Here is a 20,251-nt window from a genome sequence, read left to right as displayed (position 1 = left end):
GGACCGGTTGCGGGGACGTCTCACTTCTACGCTCCTTAGGGAATGCCGGTGAACGGCAGGGCAGGGCGAAGCAAGAGTCGTGTGGGGAGCGCGGGATGCCGCGCGACGACCGTCCGGAAGCGTGCCAGCCGACGGGAGTGAATGTCATGCGCGCGACCAGAAGTGGCCGGATCTCGTCCGGCGCGGGGCGCATCCCGTCCGCTATCCGGACGAAGCGCGCCCCGCGGATGCCGGCGGGCTCAGACGAGGCTGTCGCGCCAGGCCTGGTGCAGATCCGCGAAGCGGCCCGCGCCCGAGACGAGTTCGGCGGGGGTGCCGTCCTCGACGACGCGGCCCTGGTCCATCACCAGCACCCGGTCGGCGATCTCCACGGTCGACAGCCGGTGCGCGATGATCACGGCGGTCCGGCCGCGCAGCACCTCGCGCATCGCCTGCTGCACCGCGCGCTCGCCCGGCACGTCCAGAGAGGAGGTCGCCTCGTCCAGGATGAGGACCGCCGGGTCGGCGAGCAGCGCCCGCGCGAAGGCCACCAACTGGCGCTGTCCCGCCGAGATGCGGCCACCGCGCTTGCGGACGTCGGTGTCGTAGCCCTCGGGCAGCGCCGCGATGAAGTCATGGGCGCCGATGGCCCGGGCGGCGCGCTCGATCTCCTCGCGGCTCGCCTCCGGGCGGCCGATGGCGATGTTCTCGGCGACGGTGCCGGAGAACAGGAACGCCTCCTGGGTCACCATGACCACCCCGCGGCGCAGTTCCGGCAGGGCCAGGTCGCGCAGGTCCACGCCGTCCAGGGTGACGCGGCCGTCGGTCGGGTCGTAGAACCGCGCCAGCAGCTTGGCCAGCGTCGACTTCCCGGCGCCCGTGGCGCCGACCACCGCGACCGTCTGCCCGGCGGTCAGCTTCAGGTCGAAGCGGGGCAGGACCTCGCCGCCCGTGCGGTACGCGAAGCGCACCCCGTCGAAGACCACCTCGCGGCCGGGGATGTCCGCCACCGTGGCCGGCAGCGCCCGCGGCGCCTGCGGCTCGGGAACCGACGGGCGCTGGGCCAGCAGACCGGCGATCTTCTCCAGCGAGGCGGCCGCCGACTGGTAGGAGTTGAGGAACATGCCGAGCGGGTCGATCGGCGCGTACAGCCGCCGCAGGTAGAGCACGAAGGCGGCGAGCACGCCCAGCGCGAGCGAGCCGGAGGCCACGCGGTACGCGCCCCACAGCACCACCAGCGCCACCGAGGTGTTGGCGATCAGCCAGGAGCCGACGATGAAGCGGCCCATCTCCAGGATCGCGTCGCCGTTGGCCTGCCGGTGGGCGGCGTTGAGCTCGTCGAAGGCCTCGTCGTTCGCCTTCTCGCGGCGGAACGCCTGCACCGGCCGGATGCCGTTCATCGTCTCGGTGAAGCGCACGATGACGGCGGCGATCGCCGCGGACCGGCGCGTGTACACCTTGGCCGAACGGCGCCGGAAGACGCGGATGGTGAACACCAGCGGCACGGCGGTGGCGAGCGCGAACAGGCCGAGCCGCCAGTCCAGCCACAGCAGCACCGCGGAGATGTAGAGCACCGAGAGCCCGACGTTGAGCAGCTCCTGGAGGCCTTCGGTCAGCAGCTCCCGGATCGACTCCACGTCGGAGGTGGCCCGGGCGATGATCCGGCCCGAGGTGTAGCGCTCGTGGAAGTCCAGGCCGAGCGCCTGGGCGTGCCGGAAGATCCGGCCGCGCAGTTCGACCAGCACGTCCTGGCAGACCCGTCCGGCCTGCCGGATGAACGTCCGCTGCAGCAGGCCGCCGACGACGGCGCAGCCGATGTAGGCGACCGCCACCGCGATCAGCGGGCCGTGGTCGTCACGGCGCAGCGCCGGGATGGCCCGGTCGATGGCGACCGCCACGATCAGCGGACCCGCCTGGACGGCCGCCTGCTGCAGCAGCAGGAACACGGCCGCCAGCCACACGCGCCGCCGGTGCGGCGCCACCAGCTCGCGCAGCAGGGCCCGTGACGCCCCCTCGGGCGACGGCAGCCGGTCCCGGTCGAAGGGGTCGCCGTCCAGGACGTCCCGGTGCCCTTCCGGGGCCTCGTCGGCCGACTGCTCGGCTGGCTGCGACTCCGCGACGGAGGTCATCGGGTGCTGCTCCCTTCGAATTGCGGGCGGTCCGGCGCGGTGGGAGCGGCTTCGTCCTGGCCGGACATCAGGCGGCGGTAGGCCGGGGAGGAGGAGAGGAGTTCGTGGTGGGTGCCGACCGCGGTGATCCGGCCCCCGGACAGCAGCGCCACCCGGTCGGCGAGCATCACCGTGGAGGGACGGTGGGCGACCACCAGCGCGGTGGTGGTGGCCAGCACCTGGCGCAGGGCCGCCTCGACCAGGGCCTCGGTGTGCACGTCGAGGGCGGACAGTGGGTCGTCCAGCACCAGGAAGCGGGGGCGGCCGACGACCGCGCGGGCCAGTGCGAGCCGTTGCCGCTGCCCGCCGGACAGGCTCAGGCCCTGCTCGCCGACCTGGGTGTCCACGCCCTGCGGCAGCTTGTGGACGAAGTCGCACTGGGCGATCTCCAGGGCCCGCAGCAGATCCGCCTCGTCGCCGTCGGGAGCGCCCATCAGCACGTTCTCCCGGACGCTCGCGGAGAACAGCGTCGGCTCCTCGAACGCCGTCGCGACCAGGGAGCGCAGCGCGGACCGGGTGAGCAGAGCCGCGTCGGTGCCGTCGAGCGTGATGCGGCCGCCGGTCGGCTCGTACAGCCGCGGGATGAGCGAGGTCACGGTCGTCTTGCCGCTGCCGGTCGCGCCGACCAGCGCGACGGTCTCGCCGCTGCGGATGTGCAGGTCGACCCCGGTGATCAGGTCGGGGCTGCCCTCGGGGGCGTCGGGGTAGCGGAAGCGCACGCCGGCGAAGCGGATGCCGTCGGCGGGTTCCGCACCCTCGCCGTCGCCCGCGACCTTGTCCGTGTCCTCGTCCGTGCCGGCCCTGTCCGCGGTCCCGGTCTCCGGCGGCACCTCGGTGTCCAGGACCTCGAAGACGCGGTCGGCGGCGGTGGCCGCCTCGTTGCTGAAGGACAGCAGCCAGCCCAGCGACTCCACCGGCCAGCGCAGCGCGAGCGCCGTGGACAGGAAGGCGACCAGCGTGCCCGCCGACAGGTCGCCGTCGGCGACCTGCACCGCGCCGAGGACCAGGGCGGCGCCGAGCGCGACGTCCGGGAGCCCGACGATGACCATCCACAGGTCCGCCAGCAGCCGGGCCTTGCGAAGCTCGGTGCCGCGCAGCTCACGCGACTGCCGGCGGAAGGCCTCGGCCTGGCTGCGGTGCCGGCCGAAGGCCTTGATGATGCGGATGCCGAGCACCGACTCCTCGACCAGCGTGGTCAGGTCGCCGACCTGGTCCTGCGCCGTACGGGAGGCGAGCTGGTAGCGCGACTCGAAGTAGGAGCAGAGGATCACCAGCGGCACGACCGGGATCAGCAGGATCAGCCCCAGCGACCAGCGCTGCACGAACAGGATGCCGAAGCCCGCCAGGATCGTGGCGGTGTTGACCGCCAGGAAGACCGTCGGGAAGGTCAGGAACATCCGCAGGATCTGCAGGTCGTTCGTGGCGCGGGAGAGCAACTGCCCCGAGCCCCAGCGGTCGTGGAAGGAGACCGGCAGGCGCTGCAGCCTCTGGTAGAGATCGGCCCGCATCCTGGCCTCCAGCCCGGCCATCGGGCGGGCCACCAGCCAGCGCCGCACGCCGAAGAGCCCCGCCTCCAGGAGGCCGAGCAGCAGCACCAGCCCACCGCCCAGCCACACCCCGGACGGATCCCGGTCGGCGACCGGGCCGTCCACGATCCACTTCAGGACCAGCGGGATCAGCAGCGCCAGGCAGGACGCGACCACGGCCACACCGGCGGAGCCGAACAGCCGATGGCTGACCGGCCTCACATACGGCCACAGGCGCAGCAGGGAGCGCAGAGCGGGTCGGGGACGTTCGGGCGCGGGTTGGATGGTCGACTCAGGCATCGTTTCAGAGACTACGGGCGACCACCGACAACGCTCATCCGGATTTTCGGCCGAGGTCCCGCACGGCGGGCACCGCCAGCAGGGCCACGCACACCAGCAGGGTCACCGCGCCCCCGGCGAGCAGCACCGGGCGCGCCCCGAAGACGTCCGCGGCGGGCCCCGCGAGGGCCTGGCCGACGGGCAGCATGGCGACCGAGCCGGCGACCTCGTACGCGTGGATCCGGTTGAGGATCTCGCCGGGCACCTGGGTCTGGACGCTGGTGGCCCACATCACACTCCAGAACGCCCAGGCCGTCCCGGCCGCCAGCACCGCCGCCGCGACCACCGGCACCGGCAGTCCCGCGCCGACCGCCGCCGGGTAGAGCGCGAACCCGAACAGCGCGACGGCCCCGCCCCGCAGCGGCCGGGCGGGCCGCACCCGTATCGCCAGCAGCCCGCCGAGCGCGGTGCCCGCGCCCAGGGCGGAGGAGACCAGGCCGTACGCCTTCGGGCCGTGCGCGGGCAGGATCTCCCCGGCCGCCAGCGGGGTCACCGGGCCCATGACGAGGATCATGAAGGCCATCCAGATGACGATCACCGACCACATCCAGGTGCGGGCCCGGAACTCCCGCCAGCCCTCGGTCAGGTCGGCCCGGAAACTGCTGCGCCGGACGGCGTCCCGCGGCCCGCGCGCGGGCCGCCCGGGCAGCCGGAGCAGCAGCAGGCAGACGGCGCTCACCGCGTACGTGCCGGCGTGCACGGCGAACACCCCGCCGGCGGAGGCGAAGGCCACCAGCACGCCGGCGAGAGCCGGGCCGGCCAGCGCCATCAGCGACTCGGCGGTGCGCACCACCCCGTTGGCCTCCTGGACGTCCCGTGCGACCTGGGGGACCGTACTGGCCACCCCCGGCTGGAACATGGCGCCCGCCACCCCGTTGACGGCGCCGATCAGGCAGATCTGCCACAGCACGACGTGCCCCGAGAAGAAGAGCCAGGCGGCCAGTGACTGTGTGCCGACGCGCGCCAGGTCCGCGCCGATCATGAGGCCGCGGGCGCTGAACCGGTCGGCGAACACCCCGCCGAACACGACCAGTCCCGCGAAGCAGGCGGTGAACGAGGCCATGGCGTAGCCGATGTCGCCCGCGCCGTAGCCGTGCTGCAGCAGCCCGGCCGAGAGGGCGACGGGCAGCATCGAGTCGCCGAGCATCGCGACGCTGCGGGCCGTGAAGTACAGGGTGAACCCCCGCGACCACAGGCGGTCCCGGGGGTCGGCTGCCGCGGTGCGGCCGGATGCGCACGGCGGGGAGGGCGGAGGCGCGGAGGTCACGGACGACCAGTGTGGACTGGACCAATTGGTCGAGTCCACACCTTTGCCGTGACGTCTCGCCCCTCAGACGGCGCGCAGCAGCAGCACGGTCCGCCCCGGCACGGTCAGCGCCCGCCCGCCCCGGTGCCGGGTGCCCGGCGGCTCCGCCTGGTCCTCGCGCGAGGTGTCGAGCAGCAGCTCGTACTCCCGCGCCCACGGCCCGCCCGGCAGGGTGAAACGCACCGGGCGGTGCGCCGCGTGGAAGACCGCGAGGAAGCTGTCGTCGGTGACCGGCAGGCCGCGCGCGTCGCGGTGCGGGATGTCGGCTCCGGACAGGTACATGCCGAGCGTGGACGTGGGGCCGTACCAGTCGGCGTCGGTCATCTCCCGTCCCTGCGCGGTGAACCAGGCCAGGTCCCGCAGGCCCTCGGCGGACTGCGGCCGGCCGGAGAAGAAGGCCCGGCGGCGCAGCACGGGATGGGCGCGGCGCAGCGCGATCAGCCGGGCGGTCAGCTCGTGCAGAGAGGCCCAGCCCGGCTCCTTCAGCAGCGACCAGTCCAGCCAGCTGATCCCGTTGTCCTGGCAGTACGCGTTGTTGTTGCCGCCCTGGGTGCGGCCCGCCTCGTCACCGGCGACCAGCATCGGCACCCCGGTGGACAGCAGCAGCGTGGAGAGCATGTTGCGCAGCTGGCGGCGGCGCAGCTCGCCCACGGCCGGGTCGTCGGTCTCGCCCTCGTGCCCGCAGTTCCAGGCCCGGTTGTCGTTGGTGCCGTCGCGGTTGTCCTCGCCGTTGGCCTCGTTGTGCTTGCGCTCGTAGCTGACCAGGTCGCGCAAGGTGAAGCCGTCGTGCGCGGTGATGAAATTGACCGAGGCGTACGGTCGGCGCCCGCCCCACGCGTACAGGTCGCTGGAGCCGGAGAGCCGATAGCCCAGGTCGCGCACGTCGTGGTGGGTACCGCGCCAGAAGTCCCGGACGGTGTCGCGGTAGCGGTCGTTCCACTCCGTCCACAGCGGCGGGAAGGCGCCGACCTGGTAGCCGCCGGAGCCCACGTCCCACGGCTCGGCGATCAGCTTGACCCGGCGCAGCACCGGGTCCTGGGCGATGACGGCCAGAAAGGGGGAGAGCATGTCGACGTCGTGCATCGACCGGGCGAGCGCGGCGGCGAGGTCGAAGCGGAAGCCGTCGACGCCCATCTCGGTGACCCAGTAGCGCAGCGAGTCGGTGATCAGCCGCAGCACCTGGGGCTGCACGACGTGGAGGGTGTTGCCGCAGCCGGTGTAGTCGGCGTAGCGGCGGGCGTCGCCCTGCAGCCGGTAGTAGCCGCGGTTGTCGATGCCGCGCAGCGAGAGGGTGGGCCCGAACTCGCTGCCCTCGGCGGTGTGGTTGTAGACGACGTCGAGGATCACCTCCAGCCCCGCGTCGTGCAGGGCGCGCACCATCCGCTTGAACTCGCCCACCTGCTGCCCGCGGGTGCCGGTGGCGGCGTACGCGGCGTGCGGGGCGAAGTAGCCGATCGAGTTGTAGCCCCAGTAGTTGCGCAGGCCCCGGCGGAGCAGATGGTCCTCGTGGGCGAACTGGTGCACCGGCAGCAGTTCCACCGCCGTCACGCCCAGGCCCGTGAGGTACTCGATCGCCGCCGGGTGGGCGAGTCCCGCGTAGGTGCCGCGCAGCTCGGGCGGGATGCCGGGGTGCCGCCGGGTGAAGCCGCGGACGTGCAGCTCGTAGATGACGGAGTCGGCCCACGGCGTCTTGGGGCGCCTGTCGTCCGTCCAGGGGTCGTCGTCGTCCACCACGACGCCCTTGGGGACGTACGGGGCCGAGTCGCGGTTGTCGCGCACGGTGTCGGCGACCTCGTGCTCCGGCCAGTCCCGGACGTGCCCGTACACCTCGGGGGGCAGCGTGAAGTCGCCGTCGACCGCCCGCGCGTACGGGTCCAGCAGGAGCTTGGCCGGATTCCACCGGGCTCCGGTCCACGGGTCCCAGCGGCCGCCGACCCGGTAGCCGTACCGGTGGCCGGGCAGCACCCCGGGCACGAAGCCGTGCCAGATCTCATGGGTCAGCTCGGTCAGCGGGATCCGGGTCTCGGCGCCCTCGTCGTCGAAGAGGCACAGCTCCACCGACTCGGCGCCGCCCGCCCACAGGGCGAAGTTGGTGCCCGGGCGCCCGTCCGGGCCCGCGTGGAAGCGGGCCCCCAGCGGCTGCGGGCTGCCCGGCCAGACCACGGCGTGCCCGGCCCCGCCGGGACCGGGCACGGCCGGCGCGGCCTCCGGGCGCGGCAGCGGCACGGCCACGGGGGCGGTCCGGTGGCCGTTGCTGCGCAGCTTTCCGGCCCCGTCGACCGTTTCGTCCTCGCGCGTCTCGGACACGTGCTCGCCTCCTGCGGCTCGGGGGACGCCGGACCCGGCCGGCGCCGGCCGTACCCGTTCGCGGCGCGGTGTCCCTCCCGCGCGCGTCGCGCCCTCCAGCTTTACCTTCCCGTTCACCCTGCGGCGTCACACGCGTGATCGATCGGACGCCTCGGACACGTTTCCCCGGGGCCGCCCGGTCGTTGACCGAACGTGACGACTGCGGTGCGGCGCGCTCTGCGCGCGGGGGCGGGGCTTGCCGCCGCCATGTGGCTGGCCGGGATGCTGACGGCGTGCGGGCTCGGGTTCGGTCCTGAGGACAGCGGTGCGGTGACCGACGACACCCCGAAGGTGTCCGAGGCGCGGATCAGGATCACGCCGGGGGACGGCGCCCACGACGTCGAGGCCGACGCCCCGCTGACGGTCGAGGCGGAGGACGGCCGGCTCACCTCCGTGCAGGTCGAGGACGGTGACGGGGACGCGGTCGACGGCGTGTTCAGCGCCGACCGCTCCAGCTGGCACGCGCGCGCCAGGCTGGCGCTGTCCGCGAAGTACACCGTGGACGCCGTCGCCGAGGACGAGGCGGGCCGGCGCGCCGCCAAGCACGCGGTCTTCACCACCCTCGTCCCCAAGAACACCCTCATCGGCTACTTCACCCCCGAGGACGGCCAGACCGTCGGCACCGGCATGATCGTCTCGCTGGACTTCAACCGGCCGGTCGCCGACCGCGCCGCCGTCGAACGCGCCGTCCGCGTCACCTCGTCGCCCGCCGTGGAGGTCGCCCCGCACTGGTTCGGCGACCGGCGCCTGGACTTCCGCCCGCGGATGCGCTGGCGCCCCGGCACGAAGGTGACGCTCTCCCTGCGGCTGCGCGACATCGAGACCGCCCCCGGGGTGTACGGGGTGCAGTCCAAGGACGTCCGCTTCGACATCGGCCGGGACCAGACCAGCACCGTCGACGCCGCCTCCCACACCCTGACGGTGCGCCGCGGCGGTCAGGTGACGCGTGTCCTGGCGATCTCTGCGGGCGCCCCCTCCAACCCGACGTACAACGGCGCGATGGTCATCTCCGAGAAGCTCCGGCTGACCCGGATGAACGGGGACACGGTCGGGTTCGGTGGCGAGTACGACATTCCCGACGTCCCGCACGCCATGCGGCTCACCCGCTCCGGGACCTTCGTGCACGGCAGTTACTGGGCCGCGCCCGGCACCTTCGGCGCGGCCAACACCAGCCACGGCTGCGTCGGCCTGTACGACGTGAAGGGCGGCGGGCTCGGCACCCCGGCGGGCTGGTTCTTCGACCACTCGCTCGTCGGCGACATGATCACCGTCGTCAACTCCCACGACCGCACGGTCGCCCCGGACAACGGCCTGGGCGGCTGGAACATGACCTGGGAACAGTGGGTGGCCGGCGGCTGAGGCCGGGGCCGGCGACTGGGACGGAACGGTGACAATACCGGGATCCTCAACGCTGTCTTCGTGTGGTTACCTAAGCGCAAGGTGAGGGGGACTCACACGGGCCACGGGCCTCTGGCCGGGTTTGGGGAGACGAGAGTTGAAGGCGATACAGGGAGCGCCGGGCGCGAGGCGGACCACCTTGGCCCTGGCGGTGGGAGCGATGCTGCTCCTTGTCAGCGCGTGCGGGGGCAGCGCCAGCGGTGACAGCAAGGACGGGGGCAAGGCCAGGCCGGGCGCCTCGGCCTCGCAGGGCGGCGGCAAGGGCGACACGACCGAGTCGCAGGCCGTCGTCACCATCGCGCCCGAGGACGGCGCCGACGAGGTGTCCACCACGGGGGACCTGAAGGTCACCGCCGGCAAGGGCAAGCTGACCTCCGTCGTCGTGAAGAACGACAAGGGCGACGCCGTCGAGGGCAAGATATCCGCCGACGGCGCCAGCTGGGAGCCGACCGAGACGCTCGGCACCGCCACCAAGTACTCGGTGGACGCGATAGCCAAGGACAGCGCGGGCCGTGAGTCCGCCAAGCACGCGAGCTTCACCACGGTCACCCCGAAGGACACCTTCATCGGCTTCTTCACCCCCGAGGACGGCCAGACGGTCGGCGTCGGCATGGAGGTCTCCCTCAAGTTCAACCGCGCGATCGCCGACAAGAAGGCCGTCCAGAACGCGATCAAGGTGACCGCCAACCCGTCGGTTCCCGTCGTCGGCCACTGGTACGGCGACCAGCGCATCGACTTCCGTCCCGAGAAGTACTGGGCCAAGGGCACCAAGATCACCCTCTCCCTGCGGCTCAACGGCGTCCAGGGCGCGCACGGCGTCTACGGCACCCAGTCCAAGGACGTGCACTACACCGTCGGCCGCAGCCAGGTCAGCATCGTCGACGCCGCCAAGCACACGATGAAGGTCTACCGCGACGGCAAGCTGCTGCGGACGATCCCGATCACCTCCGGCGGTCCCGGCACGACCACGTACAACGGCAAGATGGTCATCACCGAGCGGTACAAGGTGACCCGCATGAACGGCGACACCGTGGGCTTCGGCGGCGAGTACGACATCAAGGACGTGCCGAACGCCCAGCGCCTGACCACCTCGGGCACCTTCGTCCACGGCAACTACTGGGCCAGCCCGGGGACCTTCGGCAACGCCAACGTCAGCCACGGCTGCGTGGGTCTGCGGGACGTGCGCGGCGGCAACGGCGACACCCCGTCGTCCTGGTTCTACAACAACTCGATGATCGGTGACGTCGTGGAGGTCAAGAACTCCCACGACAAGACCGTGCAGTGGTGGAACGGGCTCAACGGCTGGAACCTGCCGTGGAGCCAGTGGACCCCCGCCTCCTGACGCGACGGCGCCCCGTGAGGCACGTCGCAGCGTAAACGGGCGTTCACGGATACCCTCGTCGGCCATGACAGTTAATCTCGAGGTCGACGAGGGTGTCGGCACCATCCGCCTGGACCGCCCCCCGATGAACGCCCTGGACATCGCGACCCAGGACCGGCTCCGCGAGCTGGCGGAGGAGGCGTCCCGGCGCGAGGACGTACGGGCCGTCGTCATCTGGGGCGGCGAGAAGGTGTTCGCGGCGGGCGCGGACATCAAGGAAATGCAGGTCATGGATTACGAGGCCATGGCCGTGCGAGCCCGCGCACTGCAGGACTCCTTCACGGCGGTCGCCCGGATCCCCAAGCCGGTGGTGGCCGCCGTGACCGGTTACGCCCTCGGCGGCGGCTGCGAACTCGCGCTCTGCGCCGACATCCGGATCGCCGCGGAGGACGCCAAGCTCGGCCAGCCCGAGATCCTGCTCGGCCTCATCCCGGGCGCCGGCGGCACGCAGCGGCTGTCGCGGCTGGTGGGCCCCGCGAAGGCGAAGGACCTCATCTTCACCGGCCGCATGGTCAAGGCCGACGAGGCGCTCACCATCGGCCTGGTGGACAAGGTGGTCCCGGCCGAGCAGGTGTACGCCGAGGCCCGCGCCTGGGCCGAGCGGCTGGCCCGCGGGCCGGCGCTGGCGCTGCGCGCCGCCAAGGAGGCCGTGGACGCGGGGCTGGAGACCGATCTGGAGACCGGCCTCACCATCGAACGCAATCTGTTCGCGGGGCTGTTCGCGACCGAGGACCGTACGACGGGCATGCGCAGCTTCGTCGAGGAGGGCCCGGGCAAGGCGAAGTTCCGCTAGGACCAACCCGGTTGAGTGACAGCGGGCACCGGCCGGGTCGCCTTAAGCCAACCTTAAGAGGGCCTTAAGGCGACCTGAGCCGGATCCGCCGCCGAGTCGCCGGCCGCGCCTCGTTCGCGCAGGTGAGGATGGCCGTGTGAGATCCATCATTGCCCTTGACATATGCCAGTACGGCAACTCGGAATGACCCGTTCCGCCCGGCCAATTCCCCCGATCCGCCCCGAACTGCCGTTGCGTGCGGCCATCATGAGAGCATGGCGGGGCAGCAGGGAGCATCTGAGCAGCCGCAGCGGGTAACGATCCCGGCTGCGGGGTGGCCGCCCACGGCGGTCGACGACCTGGCGGCGACATCCCTCGATCTGGTGGGGAATCCCTCCGTGGACGAGGTGCGGCTCTCCTCGCGTCCGGAGTCCGCCGCCACGGCCCGCCGGCTCAGCCGCTCGGTGCTCCGGCTCTGGGGGCTGCCCCAGTTCAACGACGTCGTCGAACTACTCGTCTCCGAACTCGTCGGCAATGCCGTGCGTCACACCGGGGCCCGTACCTTCGGCCTGCGCATGCTGCGCCGCCGCGGCTGGATCCGGGTGGAGGTGCGCGATCCGTCCAGAGCGCTGCCGTGCCTGATGCCGGTGCGCGAGATGGACGTGAGCGGGCGGGGGCTCTTCCTGGTCGACAGGCTCGCCGACCGCTGGGGCGTGGATCTGCTGCCGCGGGGCAAGACGACCTGGTTCGAAATGCGGGTCATGGACCGCTGAACGCAGAATGAACAGCAAACCTGCGTTTGCAAGGTCAGTGTCCCACCTCACTCCCACATCGTGAGGTTTCGACTGCGATGTCTCGTATAGTTGTGAGCAACGGCCCCCATTGACCCGGGCTCGGTCGTTCCATGGCGTCGTGGATCACACCCCCTGGTTCCACGACGAATCGAGAGGCCCCGGCAGCGTCCCACAACGATGCGCAGGGGCCTCTTTCGTCTTCCGGCGGGACACGCCGACAAACGGGTGACCTACCGGCGGCCCGGCGATGCCGGGGCGATCGTGAGCATATGATCACACTTCGCACACTGCGCCGGCTCTGCGCCGCCGTTCTTCCGCTGGGGGTGCTCGCACTCCCCGTCTGCACGGCCGCCGCGGCCGTCGCCCCGGGCCTTCCAGGTGAACCGGCCGTTCCCGAATGGTGCCCCGTCGTCCCCGACCGGCTCTACGCCGCCGCGGACACCAGTGTCGACCTCGACCGGATCAGGCCGGACGAGCCGACCTGGCGCACCAACTGCGACGCCCTCTTCCGCGGCGACGACCGGCCGCCCGAGACCGTCTTCAAGGACGGCCTCCGCCCCGAGGACGTGACCGACGGCGAGTACGACCTGCAGGCCTACGCGCGCCGGGAGCAGCCCTCGCCGTTCGTGGCCACCACCTATGACCGCGGGAGCCTGGGGCAGCAGGCCGTCGCCTACCACTACTACATCGACGCACCCGGTGGAATCGAGCTCAACGAGACCCTCGGCACCCGCGAGCTGCGGTCGGCCCGCACCGGTGTGGTCTTCCCCGGCGGCATCGCCCGGCAGTTCGTCGTGAAGGCCTGTCCCGTGGACAAGGCCACCAAGGCCGAGCTCACGGCCCGGTGTGTGGCCAACCCCTCGTACTCCCCGTGGCGCGGCTGGCCCGCCCCCGACTGGACGGGGGTGAAGGAGCCGGCCGCGCCCTCGGCCGTGCCCGCGGCGCCGTCCGTGCCCGCGGCGCCGCAGAAGCCGGCGCAGCCCGCCGCGCCGCAGGAGCCGGCACGGCCCGCGCCTGCCGCGCCGCAGAAGCCGGCACAGCCTGTCGCGCCGCCCGTGAAGCCCGCGCCCGCGGCGCCGTCGGCGCCCTCCGCCGTCCCGACGGGCGGCTCCCGCGTCTCCGAGGAGGGCGGGGGCGGCCCGGTCGGCTGAGGGGGCGGTGTCCGTCCCGTCCGACGCGCGGTGCGGTGGTCAGCCCCGGCCGGTCACCGCACCGAGGACCGAGGCGGACTTGCCGGACCAGTCGGAGGTGATGATGCTCGCGTGGGCCCGGGCGAGCAGGGCCAGCCGGTCCAGGGCCTCCTGGTCGGTGGGGGAGGTGGCGGAGATCGCGGGGGAGACGCCTGCCGCGCCCGTCGTGATCAGCAGATAGTGGCGGTCGTCGTACCAGGCGGTGTCCCAGCCGTTGTTCACGTAGGCGGCGGCGTCGCCGTCGAAGGCCACGAACCACGGCCGGATGCCGCTGTCGTACCGGGGCGTCCGCGGGTCCCCGGCGGCCGCGCCCAGGACGGCGGGGAACATCTGCGCCTGGGCGATGGCGCCGGCGGCCTTCAGGTCGCGCAGGTGGTCGCCGTACTCCTCGTCGGTCCAGTAGGAGTCGAAGGGGTTGGACTGCTCGAAGGTGCCCGGGATCAGCTCGAAGAGCACCTTGCCGGCCAGCGCCTCGCGGCTGGGCCAGGCGTCGGCCCGGGCGGCGTCGTCGAGGGTGGCGTAGGTGCCGCCGAGCAGGTCCGCGGGCCGGTAGACGATGCTGCCGAGCCTGGCCGAGATCAGGGCGTCGAACTCGTCGGGACCGAGGCCGCCCTTGTTGTTGAAGCCGTTCTTCATCTCGATCTTGAAGACGATCGGCCGGTGGTCCGGGTGCAGTTGGTGCCAGGCCCGGATGTTGTCCAGGCAACCGCCCAGATCCTGGTTGCGCTTCTTGCTGCGGAGCTCGGACGGCTCGTCGGCCGCCTCGCAGTTGTTGTCGTTGCCGAGCGGGTTGCTGTGGCTGACCCGCCAGCGCTTGGTGAGGCTGTCGTTCCAGATGTCGATTTCCAGCAACGACGCCCCCGAGTCGAGGGCGTCGGCGAAGTACGTGTACTTGCTCTTGTCGTAGGCGTTGTGCACGCCGATCGCCGTGGTGCCCGAAAGCTTCGGCGTCGCCGCGCCGGCCCCGACAGGACCGGCGGCCACCAGCGCTCCCGCGAGCGTGGTGGCCGCCAGTAATCCGTTCAGCCGTCTCCCCATGCCGTCTCCTCGGTCGCTTGCGCAACAAGTCGACGGCAGCGTACGGAGGTTGGCCTACCCGTGGGTAGCCCCTTGCCGAACCCCCGGGGCCGGGGGCGCGACTTTCAACCGAGCCGCAGCACCGAGGTGAGCACGCCGCTCAGCGTCTGCTCGGGATCCGGGACGGCGTCCCGGCTCCGCCATGCGACGAACCCGTCCGGGCGGACCAGAATCGCGCCCCGCGGCGACATCCCGTGCAGCGCCGCCCAGTCGGTGTCCCCCTCGGGGGTCAGCTCGGCCCGCGCCGAGTCGCCCAGCCGGTACGCCTCCACCGGCACCCCGAGGCGCTCCGCGACCGCGCCGGCCGCCTCGTGCCAGGCGGCGCCCTCCGGCCCGTCACCGGTGAGCAGCACCATGGAGCGCTCGTACAGGTCCAGCGTGGATCGGCGCTTCCCGTCCCGGGAGGTCACCCACACGTGCGGGGAGCGGCCACCGGGTTCGGCGACCGGGCGGAAGTCCTCCGGTACCACCGGGCGGCCGGGGTCGCCGCCCAGGAAGGCGCCCTCGGGGTAGCGGTAGCCGAGCGCGACCACCAGGACCCCCTTCTGGGGGCCGCCGCCGGCCGGCGGCGCGTAGCCGGGGTGGGCGTGCTCGGCGGAACGGGCGGAGGCCCGCTCGCTGGTGGCCACGGCGACCGGGCGGCGCTCGGCCTCGTACGTCTCCAGCAGCTCAGGCCCGGCCCAGCCGCCGGTCACCGCGGCGAGCTTCCACGCCAGGTTGTGGGCGTCCTGGATGCCGGTGTTGGAGCCGAAGGCGCCGGTGGGGGACATCTCGTGGCACGAGTCGCCGGCCAGCAGCACCCGCCCGCGCCCGTAGGAGTCCGCGACCCGCTCCGCCGCCCGCCAGGGGGCCCGGCCGGTGATCTCGACCTCCAGGTCCGGCACGCCCACCGCGGTGCGGATGTGCGCGGCCAGGCGCTGGTCCGTGAAGTCCTCCGGCGTCTCGCCCCGCTCCGGGTGCCAGGGCGCGTGGAAGACCCAGTTCTCCTGGTTGTCGACGGGCAGCAGTACCCCGTCGGCGTCCGGGTTGGTCAGGTAGCACGCGATGAAGTAGCGGTCGCCGACCGCGTCCGCGAGCCGCTTGGCGCGGAAGGTCGCGCTGATGTTGGCGAAGAGGTCGCCGCGGCCGGTGTGCCCGATGCCCAGGGCGTCGCGCACCGGACTGCGCGGGCCGTCGGCGGCGAGCAGGTAGTCGGTCCTGATCGTGCTGCGCTCGCCGGTCTCCCGGTCCATCAGCTCGCAGGTGACACCGTCGTCGTCCTGGGCGAACGACACCAGCTCGGTGCTGAAGCGCAGGTCGCCGCCCATCTTGCGGGCGTAGTCAAGGAGCACCGGCTCCAGGTCGTTCTGGCTGCACAGGCACCAGCCGCTGGGGCTGATGCCGGACAGCCGGCCGCCCGGGTCGATCTCCCGGAACAGCCACTCGGCGTTGTCCGAGGTCAGCGACTCGGCCTGCAGGATGCCGTGGTTGTCGGCGAGTACGGAGGCGGCCTGCCGGATCAACGGCTCGGCCCCCGCCGTACGGAACAGCTCCATGGTCCGCAGGTTGTTGCCGCGGCCACGGGGGTGGATGGAGGTACCCGGGTGCTTCTCGACGAGGACGTGCCGGACGCCGAGCCGGCCCAGGAAGACTGAGCTGGAGAGCCCGACGAGGGAGCCCCCCACGATGAGGACCGGGACCCGGTCTTCGGCCTGTGGAGTCATAGCTCCCTTGATGCCCGATTGGTGGGGTTATTTTCGCCCGTCACCCAATTGGATCACATATCTCGCACCGGTTGGGCCACCACAGCACGATCGTTGGACGACGGACCTCGGGGGTTGCTCGCTCTCGGAAGAGGTGGAATATGCCGGCCCAGGCCGAAAAGGTCTCGCAGTCCGCGCTCGATGGCAATCGCCTGCGCGTCGTCCTCATGCTTGATGTCGAGGACGGTGCCGAGCAGCGGTTTCTTGACGCGTATGACCAAATGTGCCGCCACGTCGCTGCCGTGCCAGGGCACGTCAGCGACCAGCTTTGCCAGTCCATCGAAAATCCCTCGCAATGGCTGATCACCAGTGAGTGGGAGAGTGCGCTGCACTTCCTCGCCTGGGTGGACAGCCCGACACATCTGGAGATGGTGCAGCCGATGCACGGCTGCGTGAAGGACACCCGCTCGCTCCGCTTCGGGGTGCTGCGGGAGACCCGTACCTCCTTCGAGTCCGGTCGCATGCAGACCGTGCCGAGGGTCGGCGACGGGGTCATCCGCCATGCCATCACGTTCACCGTGAAGCCCGGCAGCGAGCAGAAGGTGGCCGACATCCTGGCCGGCTACAGCTCGCCGCAGGCCGTGGCCGACGAGACCACGCGGCTGCGCCGCACCTCGCTGTTCATGCACGGCAACCGCGTCGTGCGCGCCGTGGAGGTGGAGGGGGACCTGGCCAGGGCGCTGCGCCATGTCGCCCGCCAGCCCGAGGTGCGGGCGGTCGAGGAAGCCATCAACCCCTACCTGGAGGTGGACCGGGACCTCAACGACCCGGGTTCGGCACGGGAGTTCTTCGCCCGCGCCGCGCTCCCGGCCGTGCACCACGTGGCCAGGGGCAACGACCGGCCGGACGCCCTGAGCCGCCACGCCCTGATCTACCCGGCCAAGGCGGGCTCCGGCCAGGCCGTCGCCAAGATGCTGGCCCAGCAGGACGAGGAGGCCGTGGACGTCCCCAAGGGGCCGCTCGCGCGCAGCACCGTCTACCTGCGCGAGAGCGAGGACATCGTGGTGCGCCTGGTCGACCTGCGGGTCCCGGTCGAGGAGGCCCCACTCGTCGCCGTGGGCGCCGCCGGCAAGCACAAGGCAGGCGTCCTCGCCCGGCTGCTCGACCTCGGCCCCGACTGGGACCTCGCGGACGAGCAGGGCCTCAAGCGGTTCCTCGTCGAACACGACATGCGCATGGTCACCGACCGCAGCGCGGCCACGTCCTGACGTCCTGACCCGTCCGAGCCATCTGCAGCCGGCAGGTTGCGGCCGGCCCAGGGGTGCGCCCCGGGGCCGGCCCCGCCGGAGGAGGCAAGCATGGAAGATCTTCTGACCAACGACCGGAACGTCCCGTTCACACCGACGATCGTGAACCTGGGCGACACCCCGCCCAACCGCCGCCGCGGCGGCGACCTGCGGGCGATGCTCACCCCGACCGCGGTCGGCGCCACCAGCGGCTTCATGGGCGTGGCGCTCGTGGAGCCCGGTGACCGGATCGGCGAGCACTACCACCCGTACTCGGAGGAGTTCGTGTACGTGGTGTGCGGTGCCCTCGAGGTGGACCTCAACGGGGAGCCCTACGCGCTCCGCCCGGAGCAGGGCCTGATGATCCCGGCCTACGTCCGCCACCGCTTCCGCAACGTGGGGGACACCGAGGCCCGGCTGGTCTTCCACCTCGGGCCGCTCGCTCCGCGCCCGGAGCTCGGCCACGTCGACACCGAGGTCACCGAGCCGACGCAGGACGCGGCGTCATGACCCGCCGGGTGGCGGTCACCGGGGCCGGTGTCGTCGCCCCCGGCGGTGTCGGGGTCCCCGCGTTCTGGGAACTGCTCACCGCCGGCCGGACGGCGACCCGCGGGATCACGCTCTTCGACCCGACGGGCTTCCGGTCCCGCATCGCCGCGGAGGTCGACTTCGACGCGGCGGCCTGCGGGCTGAGCCCGCGGGACGTGGATCGCGCCGACCGGTACGTCCAGTTCGCGCTCGTCGCGACCGCCGAGGCGGTCCGCGACGCCGGACTGGAGCTGGACGACGAGGACCCATGGCGGGTCGGGGTCTCCCTCGGCACCGCCGTCGGAGGCACCACCCGGCTGGAACACGACTACATACGCGTCAGCGAGCACGGCGCCCGCTGGGACGTCGACCACACCAAGGCGGGGCCGCATCTGCACCGGGCGTTCGCGCCCAGCGCGCTCGCCTCGGAGATTGCGGAACGGCACGGCGCCCGCGGCCCGGTGCAGACCGTCTCCACGGGCTGCACCTCCGGCCTCGACGCCGTGGGCTACGCGTTCCAGACCATCGAGGAGGGCCGCGCCGACATCGTCATCGCCGGTGCGTCCGACTCCCCGATCTCCCCGATCACGGTGGCCTGCTTCGACGCCATCAAGGCCACCTCCCCCAACAACGACGACCCTGCCCACGCCTCCCGGCCCTTCGACGCCCGCCGCGACGGGTTCGTCATGGGCGAGGGCGGCGCCGTGCTGATCCTGGAGGAACTGGAGCACGCCAGGGCCCGCGGCGCACGGATCTACTGCGAGATCGGTGGCTACGCCACTTATGGAAACGCCTACCACATGACCGGGCTCACCACTGACGGACTGGAGATGTCCGAGGCCATCGACCAGGCACTGGACCACGCCAGGCTCGACCCGTCCGCCGTCGACTACGTCAACGCGCACGGCTCGGGCACCAAGCAGAACGACCGCCACGAGACGGCGGCGGTCAAGCGCTCGCTGGGCGCGCACGCCTACTCCACGCCCATGAGCTCCATCAAGTCCATGGTCGGCCACTCCCTGGGGGCGATCGGCGCCATCGAACTGGCCGCCTGCACCCTGGCCCTCGCCCACGGCGTGGTGCCGCCGACCGCCAACTACGAGACCCCGGACCCGGAGTGCGACCTGGACTACGTCCCGCGCACCGCCCGCGAGCTGAAGCTGCGCACCGTGCTGTCCGTCGGCAGCGGATTCGGCGGCTTCCAGTCCGCGGTGGTCCTCAACCGCCCGGAGGGGAGCCAGCGATGAACACGCAAGCGGTGGTCACCGGCATCGGCGTCGTGGCCCCGAACGGCATCGGCGCCGACGCCTTCTGGAAGGCGACCAGGGAAGGTGTCGCCGTCCTCGACGCTGTCACCCGCGAGGGCTGCCGGGACCTGCCGCTGCGCGTCGCGGGCGAGGTCCGCGGCTTCGACGTGTCGGCGGTCGTCGAGGGCCGGTACACCGTGCAGACCGACCGGTTCACCCACTTCGCGATGGCGGCCGCGGACCAGGCTCTCGCCGACTCGGGCCTGCGCTCCGACGAGGAGGCCCCCTTCGACATCGGAGTGGTGACCGCGGCCGGCTCCGGCGGCGGTGAGTTCGGCCAGCGCGAACTGCAGCACCTGTGGGGCAAGGGACCGAGCTTCGTCGGCCCGTACCAGTCCATCGCGTGGTTCTACGCCGCCAGCACCGGCCAGATCTCCATCCGCGGCGGCTTCAAGGGCCCCTGCGGTGTGGTGGCCAGCGACGAGGCCGGCGGTCTGGACGCCATCGCCCACGCCTGCCGCAACATCACCCGCGGCAACGGAACCCGGGCCGTCGTCGTCGGTGCCGCCGAGGCACCGCTGGCGCCGTACTCGGGTGTCTGCCAGCTCGGGTACGAGGAACTCAGCCTGGAGGAGGAACCTGACCGGGCGTATCTGCCCTTCACTCGGCGGGCCTGCGGTTTCGCCCCCGCGGAGGGCGGCGCGATGCTCGTGGTCGAGGACCCCGAGCACGCCGCCGGCCGCGGGGCCGAGGTAAGGGCCGTCATCGCGGGGCACGGCGCCACCTTCACCGGGGCCTCGCGCTGGGCGGAGTCCCGCGAGGGGCTGGCCCGTGCCATTCGCGGGGCCCTCGCGGAGGCCGATTGCTCACCGGGGGACGTCGACGTCGTCTTCGCCGACGCGCTCGGCACGCCGGAGGCCGACCGCGCGGAGGCTCTGGCCCTGGCCGACGTGTTCGGCAAGCGCGCCCCGAAGATCCCCGTGACCGCTCCCAAGACCGGCATCGGACGCGCCTACTGCGGCGCGCCGATGCTCGATGTGGCCGCCGCCGTGTTCGCCCTGCGGCACGGAGTCGTGCCTCCCACCCCCAACATCACCGACACCTGCCACGACCTCGACCTGGTGACCGGCCGGCCCCGGCCGGCGGATCTGCGGACCGCGCTGGTGCTCAGCCGCGGCCTCATGGGATCCAACTCGGCCCTGGTCGTCCGGGCGTAGCGCAGGAGCAGTGTA

Annotated in this window: 15 protein-coding genes; 9 read left to right on the top strand and 6 right to left on the bottom strand. The window is 72.3% G+C overall.

Going from position 1 to position 20,251, the window contains the following annotated elements:
* Positions 1-239: 239 nt before the first annotated feature.
* The 4 genes from ACWDAS_RS06445 to glgX form a co-directional block, all read right to left on the bottom strand.
* On the bottom strand, positions 240-2,108 hold the full coding sequence (locus ACWDAS_RS06445) for an ABC transporter ATP-binding protein (RefSeq protein ID WP_450387701.1): 1,869 nt from the start codon (positions 2,106-2,108) through the stop codon (positions 240-242).
* Complete coding sequence (locus tag ACWDAS_RS06440; protein ID WP_450387700.1) at positions 2,105-3,973, bottom strand: ABC transporter ATP-binding protein; 1,869 nt, start codon at positions 3,971-3,973, stop codon at positions 2,105-2,107. Before ACWDAS_RS06440 ends, ACWDAS_RS06445 begins: the two co-directional genes overlap by 4 nt.
* A 34-nt stretch (positions 3,974-4,007) precedes the next feature.
* A complete protein-coding gene (locus tag ACWDAS_RS06435) occupies positions 4,008-5,207 on the bottom strand; it encodes an MFS transporter (protein WP_450387920.1) in 1,200 nt (399 codons plus the stop codon).
* Positions 5,208-5,342: 135 nt separating this feature from the next.
* Positions 5,343-7,580: a glycogen debranching protein GlgX gene (glgX, locus tag ACWDAS_RS06430; protein WP_450387919.1), complete on the bottom strand. Its 2,238-nt coding sequence runs from the start codon at positions 7,578-7,580 to the stop codon at positions 5,343-5,345.
* Positions 7,581-7,871: 291 nt separating this feature from the next.
* Between glgX and ACWDAS_RS06425 the strand changes: the two genes are divergently transcribed.
* The 5 genes from ACWDAS_RS06425 (at position 7,872) to ACWDAS_RS06405 (ending at position 13,160) form a co-directional block, all read left to right on the top strand.
* Entirely contained in the window at positions 7,872-9,023 is a 1,152-nt protein-coding gene (locus ACWDAS_RS06425) for a L,D-transpeptidase (RefSeq protein ID WP_450387918.1), read from the top strand.
* Positions 9,024-9,222: 199 nt separating this feature from the next.
* Positions 9,223-10,404 (top strand): L,D-transpeptidase, encoded by a 1,182-nt coding sequence (locus ACWDAS_RS06420; RefSeq protein WP_450387699.1) that lies wholly within the window; start codon positions 9,223-9,225, stop codon positions 10,402-10,404.
* A gap of 64 nt (positions 10,405-10,468) precedes the next feature.
* Positions 10,469-11,236: an enoyl-CoA hydratase/isomerase family protein gene (locus ACWDAS_RS06415; RefSeq protein ID WP_450387698.1), complete on the top strand. Its 768-nt coding sequence runs from the start codon at positions 10,469-10,471 to the stop codon at positions 11,234-11,236.
* 149 nt (positions 11,237-11,385) lie between these two features.
* Complete coding sequence (locus ACWDAS_RS06410) at positions 11,386-11,988, top strand: ATP-binding protein (RefSeq protein WP_450387697.1); 603 nt, start codon at positions 11,386-11,388, stop codon at positions 11,986-11,988.
* 290 nt (positions 11,989-12,278) lie between these two features.
* Positions 12,279-13,160 carry a scabin-related ADP-ribosyltransferase gene (locus ACWDAS_RS06405; RefSeq protein ID WP_450387696.1) on the top strand — a complete coding sequence of 294 codons (882 nt, stop codon included), beginning with the start codon at positions 12,279-12,281 and terminating at the stop codon, positions 13,158-13,160.
* Between the two features lie 39 nt (positions 13,161-13,199).
* On the opposite strand, the gene ACWDAS_RS06400 is transcribed toward ACWDAS_RS06405, so the two are convergent.
* Positions 13,200-14,237 (bottom strand): phosphatidylinositol-specific phospholipase C domain-containing protein, encoded by a 1,038-nt coding sequence (locus ACWDAS_RS06400; RefSeq protein ID WP_450387695.1) that lies wholly within the window; start codon positions 14,235-14,237, stop codon positions 13,200-13,202.
* Positions 14,238-14,341: 104 nt separating this feature from the next.
* Positions 14,342-15,979 (bottom strand): FAD-dependent oxidoreductase, encoded by a 1,638-nt coding sequence (locus ACWDAS_RS06395; protein ID WP_450387694.1) that lies wholly within the window; start codon positions 15,977-15,979, stop codon positions 14,342-14,344.
* Between the two features lie 140 nt (positions 15,980-16,119).
* Between ACWDAS_RS06395 and ACWDAS_RS06390 the strand changes: the two genes are divergently transcribed.
* The 4 genes from ACWDAS_RS06390 (at position 16,120) to ACWDAS_RS06375 (ending at position 20,236) form a co-directional block, all read left to right on the top strand.
* Positions 16,120-17,226 (top strand): SchA/CurD-like domain-containing protein, encoded by a 1,107-nt coding sequence (locus tag ACWDAS_RS06390; protein ID WP_450387693.1) that lies wholly within the window; start codon positions 16,120-16,122, stop codon positions 17,224-17,226.
* 90 nt (positions 17,227-17,316) lie between these two features.
* Entirely contained in the window at positions 17,317-17,754 is a 438-nt protein-coding gene (locus ACWDAS_RS06385) for a cupin domain-containing protein (protein WP_450387692.1), read from the top strand.
* Positions 17,751-19,019: a beta-ketoacyl-[acyl-carrier-protein] synthase family protein gene (locus ACWDAS_RS06380; protein ID WP_450387691.1), complete on the top strand. Its 1,269-nt coding sequence runs from the start codon at positions 17,751-17,753 to the stop codon at positions 19,017-19,019. Before ACWDAS_RS06385 ends, ACWDAS_RS06380 begins: the two co-directional genes overlap by 4 nt.
* Positions 19,016-20,236: a ketosynthase chain-length factor gene (locus ACWDAS_RS06375; protein WP_450387690.1), complete on the top strand. Its 1,221-nt coding sequence runs from the start codon at positions 19,016-19,018 to the stop codon at positions 20,234-20,236. Before ACWDAS_RS06380 ends, ACWDAS_RS06375 begins: the two co-directional genes overlap by 4 nt.
* Positions 20,237-20,251 lie beyond the last annotated feature (15 nt).

This window comes from Streptomyces sp. NPDC001070 (assembly GCF_053598835.1).
This window is presented reverse-complemented; position numbering and strand designations above follow the sequence as displayed.

Excerpts from the sequence above, each read along its gene's own strand:
- ACWDAS_RS06420 (WP_450387699.1), top strand. The coding sequence starts at position 9,223 with ATGCTGCTCCTTGTCAGCGCGTGCGGGGGCAGCGCCAGCGGTGACAGC.
- ACWDAS_RS06440 (WP_450387700.1), bottom strand. The coding sequence starts at position 3,973 with ATGCCTGAGTCGACCATCCAACCCGCGCCCGAACGTCCCCGACCCGCT.
- ACWDAS_RS06405 (WP_450387696.1), top strand. The coding sequence starts at position 12,279 with ATGATCACACTTCGCACACTGCGCCGGCTCTGCGCCGCCGTTCTTCCG.
- ACWDAS_RS06375 (WP_450387690.1), top strand. The coding sequence starts at position 19,016 with ATGAACACGCAAGCGGTGGTCACCGGCATCGGCGTCGTGGCCCCGAAC.
- ACWDAS_RS06445 (WP_450387701.1), bottom strand. The coding sequence starts at position 2,108 with ATGACCTCCGTCGCGGAGTCGCAGCCAGCCGAGCAGTCGGCCGACGAG.
- ACWDAS_RS06380 (WP_450387691.1), top strand. The coding sequence starts at position 17,751 with ATGACCCGCCGGGTGGCGGTCACCGGGGCCGGTGTCGTCGCCCCCGGC.
- ACWDAS_RS06425 (WP_450387918.1), top strand. The coding sequence starts at position 7,872 with ATGTGGCTGGCCGGGATGCTGACGGCGTGCGGGCTCGGGTTCGGTCCT.
- ACWDAS_RS06390 (WP_450387693.1), top strand. The coding sequence starts at position 16,120 with ATGCCGGCCCAGGCCGAAAAGGTCTCGCAGTCCGCGCTCGATGGCAAT.
- ACWDAS_RS06385 (WP_450387692.1), top strand. The coding sequence starts at position 17,317 with ATGGAAGATCTTCTGACCAACGACCGGAACGTCCCGTTCACACCGACG.
- ACWDAS_RS06415 (WP_450387698.1), top strand. The coding sequence starts at position 10,469 with ATGACAGTTAATCTCGAGGTCGACGAGGGTGTCGGCACCATCCGCCTG.
- ACWDAS_RS06395 (WP_450387694.1), bottom strand. The coding sequence starts at position 15,979 with ATGACTCCACAGGCCGAAGACCGGGTCCCGGTCCTCATCGTGGGGGGC.
- ACWDAS_RS06400 (WP_450387695.1), bottom strand. The coding sequence starts at position 14,237 with ATGGGGAGACGGCTGAACGGATTACTGGCGGCCACCACGCTCGCGGGA.